This window comes from Thermoanaerobaculia bacterium, from assembly GCA_018057705.1.
Classification (GTDB): domain Bacteria; phylum Acidobacteriota; class Thermoanaerobaculia; order Multivoradales; family JAGPDF01; genus JAGPDF01.
Genome location: JAGPDF010000025.1, coordinates 15,596 through 31,657 on the forward strand (window position 1 = coordinate 15,596; position 16,062 = coordinate 31,657).

At 67.7% G+C, this 16,062-nt stretch carries 13 protein-coding genes and 1 tRNA gene; 9 read left to right on the top strand and 5 right to left on the bottom strand.

Annotation, left to right across the window (positions count from 1 at the left end):
- Positions 1 to 12: 12 nt before the first annotated feature.
- Positions 13 to 2,097, bottom strand: a complete 2,085-nt coding sequence (locus tag KBI44_10055) for a GreA/GreB family elongation factor (GenBank protein MBP9144816.1) — start codon at positions 2,095 to 2,097, stop codon at positions 13 to 15.
- A gap of 49 nt (positions 2,098 to 2,146) precedes the next feature.
- On the opposite strand from KBI44_10055, the gene KBI44_10060 reads away from it, so the two are divergent.
- From KBI44_10060 to KBI44_10080, 5 genes are read left to right on the top strand one after another with little or no spacing between them, the layout of a single operon-like run.
- Positions 2,147 to 2,896, top strand: a complete 750-nt coding sequence (locus KBI44_10060) for a hypothetical protein (protein ID MBP9144817.1) — start codon at positions 2,147 to 2,149, stop codon at positions 2,894 to 2,896.
- 59 nt (positions 2,897 to 2,955) lie between these two features.
- The gene (locus KBI44_10065; protein MBP9144818.1) at positions 2,956 to 4,017 is read left to right on the top strand and encodes a helix-turn-helix domain-containing protein; all 1,062 of its coding nucleotides are present in this window, start codon (positions 2,956 to 2,958) and stop codon (positions 4,015 to 4,017) included.
- Positions 4,018 to 4,022: 5 nt separating this feature from the next.
- Entirely contained in the window at positions 4,023 to 5,039 is a 1,017-nt protein-coding gene (locus KBI44_10070) for a hypothetical protein (protein MBP9144819.1), read from the top strand.
- A gap of 2 nt (positions 5,040 to 5,041) precedes the next feature.
- Complete coding sequence (locus tag KBI44_10075) at positions 5,042 to 5,689, top strand: DnaJ domain-containing protein (protein ID MBP9144820.1); 648 nt, start codon at positions 5,042 to 5,044, stop codon at positions 5,687 to 5,689.
- Positions 5,689 to 6,495, top strand: a complete 807-nt coding sequence (locus KBI44_10080) for a Stp1/IreP family PP2C-type Ser/Thr phosphatase (protein MBP9144821.1) — start codon at positions 5,689 to 5,691, stop codon at positions 6,493 to 6,495. The genes KBI44_10075 and KBI44_10080 overlap by 1 nt, the downstream gene beginning before the upstream one ends.
- Positions 6,496 to 6,510: 15 nt before the next feature.
- Here the strand turns inward: KBI44_10080 and KBI44_10085 are convergent, their stop codons facing one another.
- The 3 genes from KBI44_10085 to KBI44_10095 all read right to left on the bottom strand — a co-directional run bounded on the left by KBI44_10085 (position 6,511) and on the right by KBI44_10095 (position 11,696).
- Entirely contained in the window at positions 6,511 to 7,506 is a 996-nt protein-coding gene (locus tag KBI44_10085; GenBank protein ID MBP9144822.1) for a VWA domain-containing protein, read from the bottom strand.
- A 251-nt stretch (positions 7,507 to 7,757) separates the two neighbouring features.
- Positions 7,758 to 9,890: an enoyl-CoA hydratase/isomerase family protein gene (locus KBI44_10090; protein MBP9144823.1), complete on the bottom strand. Its 2,133-nt coding sequence runs from the start codon at positions 9,888 to 9,890 to the stop codon at positions 7,758 to 7,760.
- Positions 9,891 to 11,696, bottom strand: a complete 1,806-nt coding sequence (locus tag KBI44_10095; GenBank protein ID MBP9144824.1) for a long-chain fatty acid--CoA ligase — start codon at positions 11,694 to 11,696, stop codon at positions 9,891 to 9,893.
- 149 nt (positions 11,697 to 11,845) lie between these two features.
- Between KBI44_10095 and KBI44_10100 the strand changes: the two genes are divergently transcribed.
- The 4 genes from KBI44_10100 (at position 11,846) to KBI44_10115 (ending at position 14,894) form a co-directional block, all read left to right on the top strand.
- A tRNA-Pro gene (locus KBI44_10100) sits at positions 11,846 to 11,922 on the top strand.
- A 141-nt stretch (positions 11,923 to 12,063) separates the two neighbouring features.
- A complete protein-coding gene (locus KBI44_10105; GenBank protein ID MBP9144825.1) occupies positions 12,064 to 13,362 on the top strand; it encodes an MFS transporter in 1,299 nt (432 codons plus the stop codon).
- Between the two features lie 54 nt (positions 13,363 to 13,416).
- Positions 13,417 to 14,235, top strand: coding sequence for a pyrroline-5-carboxylate reductase (proC, locus tag KBI44_10110; GenBank protein ID MBP9144826.1), 819 nt, complete (start codon positions 13,417 to 13,419; stop codon positions 14,233 to 14,235).
- Between the two features lie 41 nt (positions 14,236 to 14,276).
- The gene (locus tag KBI44_10115) at positions 14,277 to 14,894 is read left to right on the top strand and encodes a hypothetical protein (GenBank protein MBP9144827.1); all 618 of its coding nucleotides are present in this window, start codon (positions 14,277 to 14,279) and stop codon (positions 14,892 to 14,894) included.
- A gap of 52 nt (positions 14,895 to 14,946) precedes the next feature.
- Here KBI44_10115 and serC read toward each other — a convergent pair whose 3' ends face one another.
- Entirely contained in the window at positions 14,947 to 16,053 is a 1,107-nt protein-coding gene (gene serC / locus KBI44_10120; GenBank protein ID MBP9144828.1) for a 3-phosphoserine/phosphohydroxythreonine transaminase, read from the bottom strand.
- Between the last annotated feature and the right edge of the window lie 9 nt (positions 16,054 to 16,062).

A 16,062-nucleotide genomic window follows, 5' to 3' on the forward strand; every position in this document is an offset into this window, starting at 1 on the left:
GGCGGCGGCGCTTCAGGCGCGGGCGACGCACCGTTCGATGCGCGACAACGAATAGAGCTCGTCGCCGATCTGCAGCGTTTCGCCGACCCGCTTTCCGAGAAGTTGCTTGCCGAGCTCGGACTCGTAGGAAACGACGCCGCTCTCCGGTCGGCTCTCCCAGGGGCCGAGCACCGCGAGCTCGCGCTCGTTGCCGTTCGGGGCGAGGAGAATCAGCCGGGCACCGATCCGGGTCTCGGTGAGGTCGAGGTTCTCGAAATCGATCGGGCGGGCCCGCCCGAGGTCGCGATGCAGCGCCGCCAGCCGGGAGTTCAGATACTCGTGCCGCTCGCGCGCCGACTTGTATTCGAAGTTCTCGCGCAGGTCTCCCATCGCCCGCGCCTCTTCGATCGCCTTGCGATTGGCCGGAATCTCCGTTTCGGCGAGGCGCTTGAGCTCGAGGCGCTTGGCAGCGATCGATTCCGCGGTCGCGTAGAGCGCATGGCCGGTCTCTTCGCGCAGGGTGGGGAAGCGCAGCAGGAGTCCGTTCTTGAGCGGCTCCTTCTGGAACGAGTCGAGTGAGTTCGTGCGGACGATCGCCTCCAGCGCGGTCGCCGCCTGCTCGAGCGTCAACTGGGCGAAGAGCCTCGGCAGCGTGCCGCCGGAATCGGCCAGGACACGCAGCCGGCCCTTGTACGGCCCGAAGTCGTCGCTCGCCAACGCGGCGAGGATCTGCTGCGCCAGGCGCAGAGGGTTCCGCCCGCGCAGCGCCTCGTCTTCCGCCGCGCGTTCCGCCAGCCAGGTGAAGACCGCCGGACCCTTGCGCGGCTGAGAAAGGACGTCGTCGAGGAGGCGGTCGAGATCCGCCGGCGCTTCCTTGCCGATCGCGGCAGCCAGCAGGTTCAGCACCCGTGGATCCGATTCGCGCAGCAGCTGCTCGCGGAAGATCGTCGGCCAGTCGTCTCGCCGCTCCCGGAACATCGTCAGGGCGCGCTCGCGCAGCATGCGGTCGTCGATTCCGGTGAGCAGCTTGCGCGCGTCGGCGGTCGAGCCGAGCAGGTCCTCGACCGACCATGGCAGGTCGGGGGGCAGGAATCCGGCACGCTCGAGAGCGAACCATGTCTCGAAGGCGAAGGCCGGCTCGCTCTCCAGCCGCTCGCCGGCCAGGCGACCGAGTACCCCCGCCATGAATCTGGCCAGCGCCGGGTCGCGCTCGGCGTTGCGCCGGAAGAGGTCGAGCTTCTCCCGCGGCGTAGCCTTCTCGAACGACTTCTTCACCGAGGCGAGTGCTCCGGCGGTCGAGCTCTCCCAGCGATAGAGCTGCCGCCCGCCGGTGCTGGCCATGATCTGTGGATGCCGGCGCGCCGAGTTCCACCACGAGGTCCACTGCGCCTCGGAGACGATGCCCGCGAGGGTGTCGCGGATCTCGGAACCCAGCAGCGGGCGCCCGGCGGCTTCGAGCACGGCGCGAAGGAGCTCTGCGGGCTGCTCGTCGCGGAGCTTCGCGAGGCCTTCGGGATCTTCGAGCTTGCGCCGGAGGAGGTGCCCGGGCGGCAGCGGCGTGAGCATCTTGGCTGCAGCGCGGAATCCGACGGTGACGCCGCTCAGGCGCTCGAAATCGATCTTGAGGGTTTCGAGCGGCAGGTTCACTTCGACCACGCGGCCGACCCCCTGGTTGGCCATCGCCACGACTTCGCCTACGTCGTAGAGCAGCAGGCTCTGCAGCCGTGTGACCTTGTCCCAGATCTTCTTGGGCTCGTCGGAGGGCTTCTGCAGGCCGACATACTCGAGGATCGACTTGAAGTTGGGTTTCGCCGACCAGATGCCCTCGAGCGTCGCGAGGATCTCGCGCTGCAGCTTGTTCGGCTTCAAGACCAGGAGCCCGGCCCGGCGGAGCAGCTCGAGCCGGATGGGATGGAGGCCACGGCTCTTGAGCTCGGCGTCGTAGAGTTCGAGGAGGCCGCGGGCCCGATCTTCCTCGTCGCTCGCGACCAGAGCCTGCGCGAGATCGAGGAAGGAATCGAGGTTCTCGGGATCGGCCTCGACGGCGGCGATCCAGTCGTCTTCGAGGCTCGCCGTGGAGCCCGGGGCCCGGTATTCTTCGATCGAACGTGGTGTCATGTGGGTAGGACCTTATCATTCGGGTCCTTGGAGACGGAGGGCGGGCGCGATGGTTGAGGGGCGGCAGGACGATCTGGCGCGCCTCCTGCGGGAAGCCAGCGAAGAGGAGCTCGACCTGCTGCTCACCGGACGGCTCGAGGAGATCGAGCCGGCGGTCGCGCGTCACCTCTTCCGGAACCCGTTCCTCACCTCGGTCCTGATCGACCGCCTGCTCGGCTCGAAGCGCCTGCTCGCGTCCTACGAAGTCCGGATGGAGGCGGCGCGACACCCGCGTACCTCTCAGATCCTGGCCCTGCGCTTCATACCCGGTCTCTATTGGGCCGACCTGGTGCGGCTCGGGGTCGACATGCGGTTGCACCCGATCGTCCGCCGGGCTGCGGAGACCCGGCTCGTCGAGCGGCTCCCCGGACTCTCCGTGGGCGAGAAGATGGCGATTGCCAGGACCGCCAGCCCGGCCGTGATCGCCGCTTTGCGCCACGATCCGACCCCCAGGGTGATCGCCGCCCTGCTCGAGAACCCCCGCCTCACCGAGGGCCTCCTGATGCCGTTGCTGGCCTCGGAAGCTGCGCTGCCGTCCGTTCTGGCCGTCGTCGCCGCCAGCCCGAAATGGAGCGCCCGCTATCCCGTCCGCCTCGCGCTGTGCCAGAACTCCCGCACCCCGCTCGACCGCGCACTGGTGCTGCTGCCGCTGCTCAAACGCACCGATCTGGAGAGCGTCGCGGGAAATCTGCATCTCAGACTCCCCCTGCGCCGCAGGGCCCAACTCCTCGCTCGGGGAGGCGGGGAACTGCGAATTTGACCGCGGACGACGGGACTCGATACCCTAGTCCGTCCGGCAGCAGACATTCCGGTACCGGCATGAGCCAGCCCCCCTCCGAAGACACGTCGAAATCAGCCGAAGGACAGGCCACGGAAACCCCGCGGGCCTCGTTCGGTTCCTGGCTGCGCCACCAGCGCGAGGCGCGCAGCGTGTCGATGCGGGAGATCGCAGACAACAGCAAGATCAGCCTGCGCTATCTCGAAGCGCTCGAACAGGATCGTTTCGACGTTCTGCCGGCGCCGGTCTTCGCGCGCGGCTTCCTGCGCGAGTACGCCCGGGTCGTGGGCCTCAACCCCGACGAAGTCGTGAATCTCTATCTGGTGGCGATCGAGGAGCGCGCCGAGGGCCATCGCCGGCTGGAGCGCCCGAAGCCGGCGCGTCCCGAGAGCTCGAGATCGGCGCCCTCCTCGCTCGGCTACGGGTTGCTGCTGGGGCTCGCGGTCGTCCTTTTCGTGGGCATCGCAGCGCTGCTCTCGTTCCTCGCCGAACGGCGCCGCGCGGCGCCGGTCGATTCCCGACTCGTGGCTCCGGCGACGATGGCCGCGCCGGCTGCCGCGGAGCCGGCCAACGGCGGTACGGCCGCCCTGCCGCTGGCCGAATCTGCGGTCGAATCGTCCGATTCGGGCCGATCCGGGGCGCCGGCCGGCCTGTCGGGCGCGGTCGCCGGCGAAGTCGGTACCGCGCCTGCGAACCCGGATCCGCCCGCGCTGGAGGCTGGAGGGGCTCCCGGCGTCCTCACCGCCGGAGCGCCGGCCGGACCCTACCGGGTGGTCCTGAACTTCTCCCAGGACTGCTGGATGGAATCGGTCGTCGACGGCAACCGCCGCACCAGCGAGCTCAAGGCCGCCGGGGAGACTGTCCAACTCGAGGCGTTCGAATCGGTACTTCTGACGCTCGGAAACTCGCGCGCTGTGACTGTCGAGGTCGACGGTCAGCCGTTCCTGCTGCCGGAGAACTCGACCCGGGTCGTCCGCGAGCTGAGGATCGAGCGCCCCGTCCGGGTGTCTCCGGAGCCGCGGATCCAGCTGCCGTCGACCGCTCCTCCTTCCACCCCAGCCCGCCCAGCCTCCCCGCCGAATCCTTCGCCGGTTCGACCCTGACGCCCGTGGCGTCGACCCACCCGCTGGTCGAGCAGGTCCGGTCCGGCCAGAGCCGGGAGCTGCAACTGCTCGCCGCGCAGGGGATTCTGCCGCTTTCGGCGCAGGATCTGATCCCGCTTCAGGTCGAGCTGGTTGCGTCCGAGAGCCCCGAGATCTCAGGCTACGCGAGGTCCTCGCTGGAGGAGCTGGATCCCCAGCTCGCCGCGACCTTCGTCGCGACGGACGCCAGCGAGGAGGTCCTCGAGTATTTCGCCGTCAACCCAACCCATCCGTTCGTGCTCGAGGCACTGTTGCGGCGCCGGGACGTCCCGCGGCGGCTGCTCGTCGAACTCGCTTCGCGGCTGGGAGCCGACCTGCAGGAGAACCTCCTGCTGCGCCAGGACGCGATCATCGAGGAGCCGGAGATTCTCGTCGCGCTCGAAGCGAATCCCGAGCTCTCGGTCTACTCGCGGCGCAAGATCACCGAGTACAGGGAGCACCTGCTGCCGCGCGACCGACAGCCGGAAGTGGATGCCGGAGTCGACCTTCGGACGCTCGACCTCGAACCGGAGGAGCTCGAGGCGATCGACCGGGTCCGCCAACTGCCGTCGGTGGGCGAGCGGGACGAGAAGACCGGCCTGTCGGAGAGTCAGATCCGGGCCCTGCCGGTGCCGGTGAAAATCAAGCTGACGCGGGGGGCGGGGCGAACCCTGCGCAACATTCTGATCAAGGATACGAATCAGTCAGTGGCGCTCTCGGTGGTGAACAACGCCGCCATGTCGGACGAGGAGATCGCCATGGTGGCCTCCAGTCGGTCGGTGATCGAAGAGGTCCTGGCCGTGATCTATCGCCGCCGCGAATGGGTCGCGAAGTACAAGATCTGCCTGGCCTTGACCAAGAATCCGCGGATTCCCGTCGGGGTGGCGGTGAAGCTCCTGCCCAAGCTGGGAGTCCGCGACCTGCGAATGTTGTCGAAGGATCGCAACGTTTCCGACGGTGTGCGGTCGGCCGCCGGGCGGTTGTATAGAATCAAGACCAAATAGGTATGGCAAAGGACTACTACGTCATTCTCGGCGCGGCCAGGAGCGCCACCAGGGAGCAGATCCGCGATCGCTTCCGGCAGATGGCGCGTGTTCGCCATCCGGACCGCTTCCAGGGTGCCGAACGACAGAAAGCCGAGCTCGACTTCCAGGACATTACCGAGGCGTTCAATGTCCTTTTCGATCCGGAGCGGCGCCGTCAGCACGATCTCGAGCTGGCCCGGCCCGAATCGCAGTCGGCGGCCAGCGACGCGTCGCGTCTCGGCCGGTTCCACATGGAGGCGGGCGTGCAGTTCTATCGCGACGGCAACTTCGTCCAGGCCGCCGAGGCGTTCGAGAGCGCGATCCAGGCCGAGCCGAAGAATCACCAGGCCTGGCATCACCTGGCCCAGGCGCTGGGACATCAACGGCGCCATCTGGCGCGCGCGGTCGAGGCGATCGCCCGCGCCTGCGAGCTGCAGGCGATCAATCCCGCCTATCTCAAACTCGCCGGGAAGCTGCACGCGGAGGCGGGATTGGTGGATCGGGCCGAGCACTATTACAATGAGGCGCGAATCTGGGGGGGCGAGGATCCGGTCATATCCAAGGCTCTCGAAGAGTTGCGCAAGAGCGAGAAGAAGGGCTGGGGCGGTCTTTTCGGAAAGGGCACCTGATGCTGCGCGCTAGGGCCTGCGGACTCTCCGATGTGGGAGTTCTACGCAGCCACAACGAAGACTGCTTCGAGATCGATCCTGTGCACCAGCTCTTCGTCGTTGCCGACGGCATGGGTGGGCACAGCCACGGAGAAATCGCCTCGCGGATCGCGGTGCAGGCGATTCGTGAGTGCATTGCCACTGACGGCGACGGCTCCGAGGAGGCACCGGGCGCCGGGCCCGAGGGGGTCGGCCGACAGGGCGACCGGATCCGCAAGGCGATCCGGGTCGCACACGACCGCGTGCTGAAGGCGATCCGGCAGGACGGCTCGCTGCACGGCATGGGCACGACCGTCGTCGGCATGGTTCTCGAAAGCGACACCATGGCCGTGGCTCACGTCGGCGACAGCCGCGCCTACAGACTGCGAAACGGCAAGTTCGAGCTCCTGACGCAGGATCACACCTGGGTGAACGAGCAGGTGGTCGCCGGTTTCCTGACCGAAGAGCAGGCCCGAGTCCATCCGCTCAAGAACGTCGTCACCCGCGCCCTGGGCGGCGACAGCGAGGTCGAGGTCGACGTGCGCGAGTGGCCAGTCCAGGTCGGAGACCTCTTCCTGCTCTGCTCCGATGGCCTGACGACGATGCTCTCCGATCCGGAGATTCTGGAGCGTCTGCGTCCGGGCGCGCGCATGGAGGAGATCTGCAGCCGTCTGGTGCGCGACGCGAACGCCCGCGGCGGCTTCGACAACATCTCCGTCGTCCTCCTGCGCATCGAGGCCGACCGCGACGCGTTCAACGACGAAGAGACCGCCGCCGGCGTCGACTGAGCCAGCCGCCGTCCTTCATTCTCCGAAGCGATAGCCCTTGCGCGCCGTGACCTCGAGCTCGGGGTTGGCCAGGGTGACCTCGACTCGCTGAAAGCCGCGCAGGCCCGTCAGGTGCTCTGCCCTGTAGCTCACCAGATAGTAGCCGCTGGTCTCCCTGGCAACGTCGGCGATCGGCGTCTTGAAGTGCAGGACGTTGGGAAAGTAGCGGCCGCCGGTGTCGTCCGAGATGTGGCTCATGGCATTGGCGAACGGATGATTCGCGCCGGTGTCGGTCAGGTCGAAGGTATAGATCGCGACGTTGGCGTCGTTCAGCGACTCCGACATCGGCTCGAAATAGCGCGGATCCGGTTCGTACTGGCGAAAGCGGTTCATCCGGCCGAAGCCGGTCGTGAACATCAGGAGGTTCTTGCGCCCGACGAGCGACGCCGACGCCTCGCCGATCACGGTAAGCGCCTCGTAGATGGTGGGAGTCTCCTGGCCGAGCGCGTCGCCGACCGGCAGCCCGGGCGCGAGAGCCGGGGCTCCGGGCGTCGAAGGGGACTGGCGCGACGGAAAGTTCTCCCGGCCGCTCCGGCCCGTGGTCGCGCTCTGAATCGCGCGCTCCAGCGCCTCGCGGTCCCGCGAAAAATCCTGAAAGAGCTTGAGGCGGTTGTCGTAGCCCGCCACCGCCACCCAGTCGGTCGGGGCGAGGCCTTCGCGCAGCCACTCGATGGCGTCCCTGCCGGCGCGGACCTGCCGCTGCAGCAGTCCGGGGACGTCGGCGCTGTTGCGGCGCTGATCGTCGAACAGGAAGATGAAGTAGTGCGGGGCGGGCCCGGTGTTGTCGGCCGGCGCGTTCGCGGCGGCCGGCGCGGCTTCGGAGCCCGCGTATCGCCGGTTGCTGTAGAACGCTGCAGAGGTGACCTGGACCTTCCTGTCGTCTTCGGTGATCTGGAAGTCGGCTGGCCCCAGCCCGAGGATCGGATTGCCCTTCTTGTCCGTCACCAGAACGTCGAGCAGGACCTCGCTCACGAGTATCTCGGCGCCAAAGGGAGCGACCAGGAGTGGGGCTTCCTGCTGCCAGGTGGGCTCTACCGCCGGCGCTTGCCCCCGCAATGCCGGCGGGTGCGCGAATGCGAGGAGGGTGGCGACAAAAAAGCTCCAGTAAAGGGGGGTGCCGGTGCGTGCCGTTCGCTGGGTCTCTCGAGGCATGGGTATTATTCCTTTACTGAAATACGGCGTTGCGGGCGCCACGGTTGCGGCGAGCTCGCAGCGGACAAATGCTAGGAAGACGGACTCGAATAGAAGCCACCGCGAGCGGCGAATTTTCGCAGGGCGTCGCTCGGCGCGAGGCGCGGGCCGCGCGCAGCGGCGAGAGACTCCAGTTGCTGGACGATGTTGTCGAGCCCCTGCTCGTCAGCCCACCGGCAGAGGCCGCCGCGGAAGGGCGGAAAACCGATGCCGAAAACGAGCGCCAGATCGAGCGCTCCGGGTCCCTCGACGACGCTCTCCGCGAGACAGCGCGCCGCTTCGTTCACCATCGCGAGGATCGGGCGCTCGGCTTGAGGCGGCGCTGGCCCGGCTGCGGGCGTGAGATTCAGGATGGCGTAGATCGCCGGATCGGCCTCCTGCTCGCGCCCGTCCTTGTAGCGAAAGATGCCCTTGCCGGACTTCGCGCCGAGGCGGCTCTTGTCCACGCCGATGCGGTCGATCCAGGAAGGGAAGAGCAGGCGGTCGGGAAAGGCGTCGTGGAGGATCTTGCCGACCTTGGCCGAGACGTCGAGCCCGACCTCGTCGGCGAGCCGCAAAGGCCCCATCGGCATGCCCCAGTCGACCATGGCGCGGTCGATCGCCTCGACCCGGTGGCCTTCGTCGAGCAGCCACATCGCTTCCGCGGAGTAGAAGGCGAGCAGCCGGTTGACGAGAAACCCCGGCCCGTCGCGCACGATGACCGGCGTCTTGCCCAGGCGCCGGGCGAATGCGCTCGCGGTGCGCACTGCGCTCTCGCCCGTCAGGCTTCCGGCAATCACCTCGACCAGCGGCATCTTGTCCACCGGGTTGAAGAAGTGCATGCCGACGATGCGCTCGCGCCGGCTCGCCGACTGACCGATGTCGTCGATCGAGAGCGACGAGGTGTTGGTCGCGAGGATCGCGCCCGGCGCGAGCCGGCGCGAGAGATCGGCGAAGAGCTTCTGTTTCACTGCCAGGTCTTCGACCACGGCCTCGACCACGAAATCACAGCTGTCGAGGCCGGCCTCTTCCAGCGTCGGCTGCAGGAGCCCCATCTTGCGGCGCATCCCGGCGGGCTCGAGCCGACGTCGGCGGACCAGCTTCTCGAAGAGCGCCGCGGCATGCTGCAGGGCGGTTGCGATCGCCCCGGGCTGGATGTCCTTGATCCGCACCGGGAGTCCCGCCTTGTCGGCCATGAGCTGGGCGATGCCGCCGCCCATGACGCCGGCGCCGAGGACCGCCGGCCGGCGGACCGCTGGCGGCGGTGCGGCGTCGGCGGGGCCGTCTTTCTTTGCCGCCTCCATGAGGCCGAAGAGGTGAATCAGGTTCTTCGCAGTGGGCGAGACCGCGAGCTCGCGGACCGCTCGCGCTTCGGCATCATAGCCGGCGAACGGGCCCTTCTCGATCCCGGTCCGCACCACGTCGAGCGCCGCGAGAGGGGCCGGATAGCGCCCCTGGCTGGCGGAGAGGGTCTTCTTTCTCGCCTGGTCGAAGATGAACCAGCGCCCGGCCGGTCCTTCGAGCAGGAGGCGTTTCAGGCCTCCCGGGAGGCGCCGGCGAGGGCGCCGGCGGCCGACTTTGGACCTTGCGAAGTCGCGCACATGGTGGAGGAACCCGGCTTCGGGGAAGAGAGCATCGGCGAGGCCCATCCGCAGCGCCTGCTTCCCGGAGACTGCTTTCCCGGCCAGGATGATGTCGAGTGCCGCGACCAGGCCGACCCGGCGCGGCAGGCGAACGCAGCCGCCCCAGCCGGGGACGATGCCGAGCTTGACCTCGGGGAGGCCGATCCGCAGGTCCGCTCGGTCGGAGACGATGATGAAGGACGAGGCCAGGGAGAGCTCCGTCCCGCCCCCCAGGCAGGTCCCGGAGACCGCCGAAACCGTGGGGAAGGGGAGTTGCTCCCATGCCGAGAAGAGCCGGTGGCCGTACCGCGACCCGGATTCGGCATGATCCGGGTCGGCGACCCCGGCGATCTCCGCGACATCGGCTCCGGCGATGAACATCCCCGGTTTCGCCGAAAGCAGGACGAGGCACCCGATGTCATCCCGGCCGGAGAGCTCGACCAGCAAGGTATCGAACTCCGCCAGGGCCTCGCGGGTGAAGATGTTGGCCTTCCTGTCCGGCAGGTCGAAGGTCAGCGTGGCGAGGTGGTCCTCGCCGACCTCGAGGTGGAAGGCCTGCGACACTTAGTTGCCACCCCCGGCGTCACCGGCGGCATAGAGGCGGTCGAGGATCGCTTTGTACTTGATGTTGATCACCCGCCGCTTGACCTTCAGTGTGGGAGTGAGCTCGCCGCCTTCGAGGGTGAACTCGGCCGGCACCAGTTCCCAGACCCGGATCTGCTCGTAGCGCGCGAGGTGCTCGTTCACCGCATCGACTTCGCGCTGGAAAAGGGCGCGCAGCCGCGGGTCCTGGAGCTGCTTTTCGACCGTGCCGCCGACCTTCTCGGAGGCACTCCAGGCCTTGAGGACGTCGAAGTCGGGCACGACCAGCGCCGCGAGATACTGCCGGCGGTCGCCGATCACCACGGCCTGAGAGATCCACCGGCTCGCCTTGAGGGCGTTCTCGATCGGCGCCGGCGCGATGTTCTTGCCGTAAGCGTTGACGATGAGCTCTTTCTTGCGGTCGGTGATGACGAGGAAGCCGCCGTCGTCGACATGCCCGATGTCGCCGGTGTGGAACCAGCCGTCGTCGTCGATCACTTCGGCAGTCGCCTGCGGCTTGCCGTAGTAGCCCCGCATGGTGTTCGGGCCCCGGGAGAGGATCTCGCCGTCCTCGGCGATCTTCACTTCGATGCGCGGCATCGGCCGGCCGACCGTTCCGAGGCGGGTGGCGCGGCGGGTATTCACCGAAATGACCGGCGAGGTCTCGGTCAGGCCGTAGCCTTCGTAGATCGGGATACCGGCGCCCCAGAAGAACTCGGCGACGTCCCGGCCGAGCGGGGCGCCGCCGGACATCGCGAAGGCGAACCGGCCGCCCAGACGCTCGCGGATCTTCGAAAAGACGAGCTTGTCGGCGATCCGGACCTTGAGGCCCACGGGCTCGAAAGCCAGGCGCTTCGGCAGCGCCTCGCGCCCGACGCCGATCGCCCAGCGGAAGATCTTTGCCTTGAGACCGCCGGCGGCGGTGGCGTTCTCGAGAACGCGTGCCATGACCTTCTCGTAGACCCGCGGCACGGCGACGAAGACGTGTGGACGCACCTCGACGAGGTTCGCCGCCACGGTCTGCACCGACTCGGCGTAGGCGATGGTGATGCCCTTGAGGAAGTAGCAATAGTCCACCAGGCGCTCGAAGGAGTGCGAGAGCGGCAGGAAGGAGAGGGCAGTGAAGCTCCCCTCGAGGCCGAGAACTTCGCAGCCGGTGAGCGCGTTCGAGACCAGGTTGTCGTGCGTCAGCATGACCCCTTTCGGGTCGCCGGTCGTGCCGCTGGTGTAGATGAGCGTCGCCAAATCCTCTGGCTTGGCGTGCGCGGCCATCTCCTGGAGCCAGGCCATGTCGGCTCCAGCGCCGCGCGCCATGAATTCTTCGAGGGACTCGACTCCGCCGGCGTCGCCCGCAGCCGCATCGCCGCTCGCTCCACTGGCTCCAATGGCCACGATGCGCTCGACCGTCGGCATCTCGCCGCGCACGGCGAGGAGGCCCTCCAGGCGCTCCTGCCCCTGCACGAAGAGGATCCGGGAGCCGCTGTCGCGCGCGACATAGGCAGCCCCCTCGGGGAGCAGAGTGGGGTAGATCGGCACCAGCGCCGCGCCGATGCACAGCGTCGCGAAGTCGACCGCCGGCCAGTGAGGTCCGTTTTCGGCCATGAGCGCGACCCGGTCGCCGGGGCGGACGCCGCACTCGACCAGCGCCCGGGCGATCTGCCGTACCTGTCGTGTGAGCTCGGCGGTCGAAACGGCGACGTAGCTCCCGCCCACCTTGTGCATCAGGCAAGCTTCCTTCTCGTAGCCCGCGGCGACGAGAAAGAGCTCGGATAGCGTCCGGATGGCCATGAATTCGACTCCTTCGAGAGGCATCCGGAATTGTATCGGAGGATGCGCTTGACCGTTCAGGCATCGCGAAGGTATTCTCCCGATCCTTCGCGGAGTCATTCCGCAATCCGTCGCGATCCCGAGGCGACGACAGCCGCAGCGCCACAAAACGGGGCGTAGCTCAGCTTGGTAGAGCGCACGGTTCGGGACCGTGAGGCCGGAGGTTCAAATCCTCTCGCCCCGACCATTTTTTCCCTTCCAGCGCGCTTTTCGCGCAATCGCCCCCCATTTCAGCAGGTTTCGAGCCGGGGTCTCCCTGGCGCCTTTCCGCTCGCGCCGCGTCTCGGCTGGTAGGATCCGGCCGAATCCCGGGAACCGGAGAGTCGACATGAGTGGAATTGGGGCCTTTTTCGAGCTGGCGAGGACCGGTTTCTCGCGCACCTTCTGGATCGCCAACATCATCGAGCTGTTCGAGCGCTTCGCGTACTACGGCTCGAAGGCGATCCTGGCGGTCTATATCGCCGAGCAGGTCGGCCTGGGACCGGGAAAGGCAGGATTCCTGGTCGGCAGCCTCTTCAACACGCTGCTGTATTTCCTGCCGCCGCTCGCCGGAACGATCGTCGACCGCTACGGTTTCAAGAAGAGCCTCCTCGCCTGCTTCTCGATCTTCAGCGTCGGCTACTTCCTGATCGGCCTGGGCGGCCTGCCGCAGGGCAAGCCCCTGGTCGACGCGCTCGGCGGGGCCACCTACATGATCGTGGCGCTCGTCATCACCGCGATCGGCGGCTCGCTCATCAAGCCCTCGATCGTCGGCACCGTGGCGCGCACGACGACGCCGGAGACCAAGTCGCTCGGCTACTCGATCTACTACACCCTGGTGAATCTCGGCGGCGCGATCGGTCCGCTGCTCGCCATGCAGGTGCGGGAGAATCTCGGCATCGCCTATGTCCTGGTGATGTCGTCGATCGTCAGCCTCTGCCTCATCGCCGGCACGTTCTTCTTTTTCCGCGAACCGCCGCGGCCCGCGGACGCCCCGCCGGCGAAGTCGATGGCCGGCGTCCTGGCCGACATGTTCATGGTCTTCAAGGACCTGAAGTTCATGAGCTTCCTGGTGATCTTCTCCGGGTTCTGGATCATGTTCTGGCAGATCTTCTACGCCCTGCCGTTCTATGTGCGCGACGTCCTGCATTTCGAGAAGTTCGAGATCATCGAAACCGTCGACGCCTGGACGATCATCCTGATCACCATTCCGATCACGGCGCTCGCCAAGCGGGTGAAGCCGCTGGCGGCGATGACCCTGGGCTTCGCCATCGCCTCGGCCTCCTGGTTCCTGATGGGGGCGATTCCGACCCTCACCGCGACGATCGTGGCGATCGCCATCTATGCGATCGGAGAAGGGCTGCAGGCGCCGCGCTACTACGAGTACGTCGCCGACCTCGCGCCCAAGGAGCAGGTGGGCACCTACATGGGCTTCGCTTTCCTGCCGGTGGCGATCGGCACCTTCGTCGCCGGAGCGATTGCCGGTCCGTTGGTCGAGCGCTACGTCGGCGTGCGGCAGGACGGCATCTTCACACCCGGCCCGGAGTTCGCGCATGCCGGCCGGATGTGGTTCTGGGTCGGCGGGATCGGCATCGTTTCGACTCTCGCCATGCTCGCCTATGACCGCCTCGTCGTGAAGCGGCCTTGAGGCGGGACGGACGCCGGCGGTGACCCAGATAGCTGCGATTCGGGGATGACGACGATGAAGAACACGAAGATTTCCATCCTCGGCCTGGGCATGATGGGCCAGGCGATCGCCAGCGGACTGATCCAGGGGCATCACGCCAAGCGCCTTCTCTCCGGGACGACGCGCACCCGGGCTGGCGCGACGCGGCTCAGGGCGCAGCTCGGCATCGCAGTCGGCGCCGACAACGTCGGGGCGGTGGCCGGGGCAGACGTCATCGTGTTCGCGCTCAAGCCGATGCAGGTGCTCGAGGTCGCCCGCGAGCTCGCCGCCGCCGGTGCCGTGGCGCCGCGGACGCTGGTGATCTCGATCGCCGCCGGGGTCACGACGGGCCAGCTCGAGGAGATTCTCGGACCGAAGGTGGTGGTCGTCCGGGCGATGCCGAACACGCCGTGCAGCATCGGCTGCGGCACGACCGTGCTCTCGCCCGGCAAGCGGGCCGGAGAGGGGCACATCGCGACGGCGCGCCGGATCTTCGCGCCGCTCGGCCGGGTCCTCGAGCTCGAGGAGAAGCACATGAATACCGTGACGGGGCTCTCGGCTTCCGGTCCGGCCTTCGTCTACGTGATCCTGGAAGCGCTCGCCGACGGCGGAGTGGCGCGCGGCCTGCCCCGGCAGACGGCGATCGAGATGGCGGCGCAGATGGTCTACGGCGCCGCTTCGATGGTGCTCGCCACGGGCCGCCACCCGGCGGCGCTGAAGGACGATGTGACGACTCCGGCCGGGTGCACGATCGCCGGGATCCTGGCACTCGAGGACGGCCGGATCCGCAGCGTCCTGTCGCGCGCCGTCGAAGTGGCCAGCGTGCGCGCCGGCGAGCTCGCCTCCGGCAAATAGTCCACGAGAGAGACGATGGAACGAAAGCGAGGGGAGCTGCGATGAAGAGGATCCTGAGCGCGGGCCTGGCGGGTGGACTGGTGGTGTTCCTGTGGGGCTTCGTCTCGCACGCCCTCCTCCCGGTCGGTGAAATGGGTTTGAGTTCCATGCCGGTGAACTCGCCGCTCCTCGAGTCGATGAAGAGCCACCTCGCGGAAGATGGGCTCTACTTCTTCCCCGGCAAGGAGGCCGGGCGCAAGCAGACCGAAGCCGAAGACGCGGTGTGGGCCACGAAGTACCGGATGGGCCCGACCGGCCTGCTGCTCTTTCACCCGACGGGAAGCGAACCGATGTCGCCGAAGAACCTCGGGCTCGAGCTCGCGACCGACGTAGCGGCGGCGGTCCTCCTCGCTTACCTGCTGGTGGCGATCGGTGGCAGCACCGGCGCGCAAGTGCGGATGGCGAAACAGGTGCGGATTGCGATGGTGGCGGGGGTCTTTGCCTGGATCTCGATCAGCGTCCCGCACTGGAACTGGTACGGCTTTCCCTTCGCCTTCATCCTGGGCGAGCTCATCGATCAGGTAGTCGGGTGGACACTCGCCGGCCTGGTGATGTCGCTCCTCTGGCGGCGTGCCGAGCGGCGGGCGATCCTCCAGGCCGAGCGCCACTGGGAGAGCTAGCGCTCCGGCCCGACAAACGGGCTTCGCGCGACCGGCGAAGGCCGGCCCGCGATCAGCCGTTCTTTTGCGCGAATTCGGCCATGAAGGCGACCAGGGCGTCGACGCCGGCCTCGGGGAAGGCGTTGTAGATCGAGGCCCGGATGCCGCCGACCGAGCGGTGACCCTTGAGGCCGTCGAGGCCGGCAGCGGTCGCCTCGGAGACGAACTTCTTCTCGAGCTCCTCGGAAGGCAGCCGGAAAGTCACGTTCATCCACGAGCGGCTCTCCGGTTGGGCGTGGCCGCGGTAGTAGCCCGCGTTGCCATGGGCGCCGTCGATCGCCGCGTAGAGCTTCGCCGCCTTGCGCCGATTCTTCGCCTCGACGGCCGGAAGACCGCCCTCTGCCAGGAGGTGCTTCAGCACCAGGTGCAGGATGTAGATCCCGAACGCGGGCGGCGTGTTGTAGAGCGAGCGCTCCTTGGCGTGAGTGGCGTAGTTCAAGTAGGCCGGCGTCGACGCCGGCGCCTTGCCGAGCAGGTCCTCCCGCACGACGACCAGCGTGAGGCCGGCGATCGACAGGTTCTTCTGCGCCCCGCCGTAGATCATCCCGTAGCGCTCGATCTCTACCGGCCGGCAGAAGATGTCGGACGAGGCGTCGTTGACCAGCGGGACGCCCTCCGGGACCTCGGGCAGGTGGTGCCACTGGGTCCCGAAAATCGTGTTGTTCGAAGTCATGTGGACGTAGGCCGGCGCCGCGCTGTAGCGGATCTCGCTCTGTAGCGGGATGCGGTCGTGGTTCGTTGCCTTCGAGCTGCCGGCGATGTGCACGGTGCCGAGCTTCTTCGCGTCGGCAATCGCCTTCTCCGACCAGACGCCGGTCTCGATGTAGTCGGCGGTCCCGCCGGCCGGCAGGAGGTTCATCGCCAGCATCGCGAACTGCAGCGTCGCTCCGCCCTGCAGGAAGAGCACCTGGTAGCCGTCGGGGACGCCCGCGAGCTTGCGCAGGTTGGCCTCGGCGCCGAAGCAGATCTCTTCGAACGGCTTCGAGCGGTGGCTGATTTCGAGGATCGACATGCCGACGCCGGGCAGCGCCAGGAGGTGCTCACGTGCCTCTTCGAGCACCGGCAGGGGCAGCACCGCCGGACCGGCGGAGAAGTTGAAGATGCGGTGGACAGTCGTCATGGGAGGAAT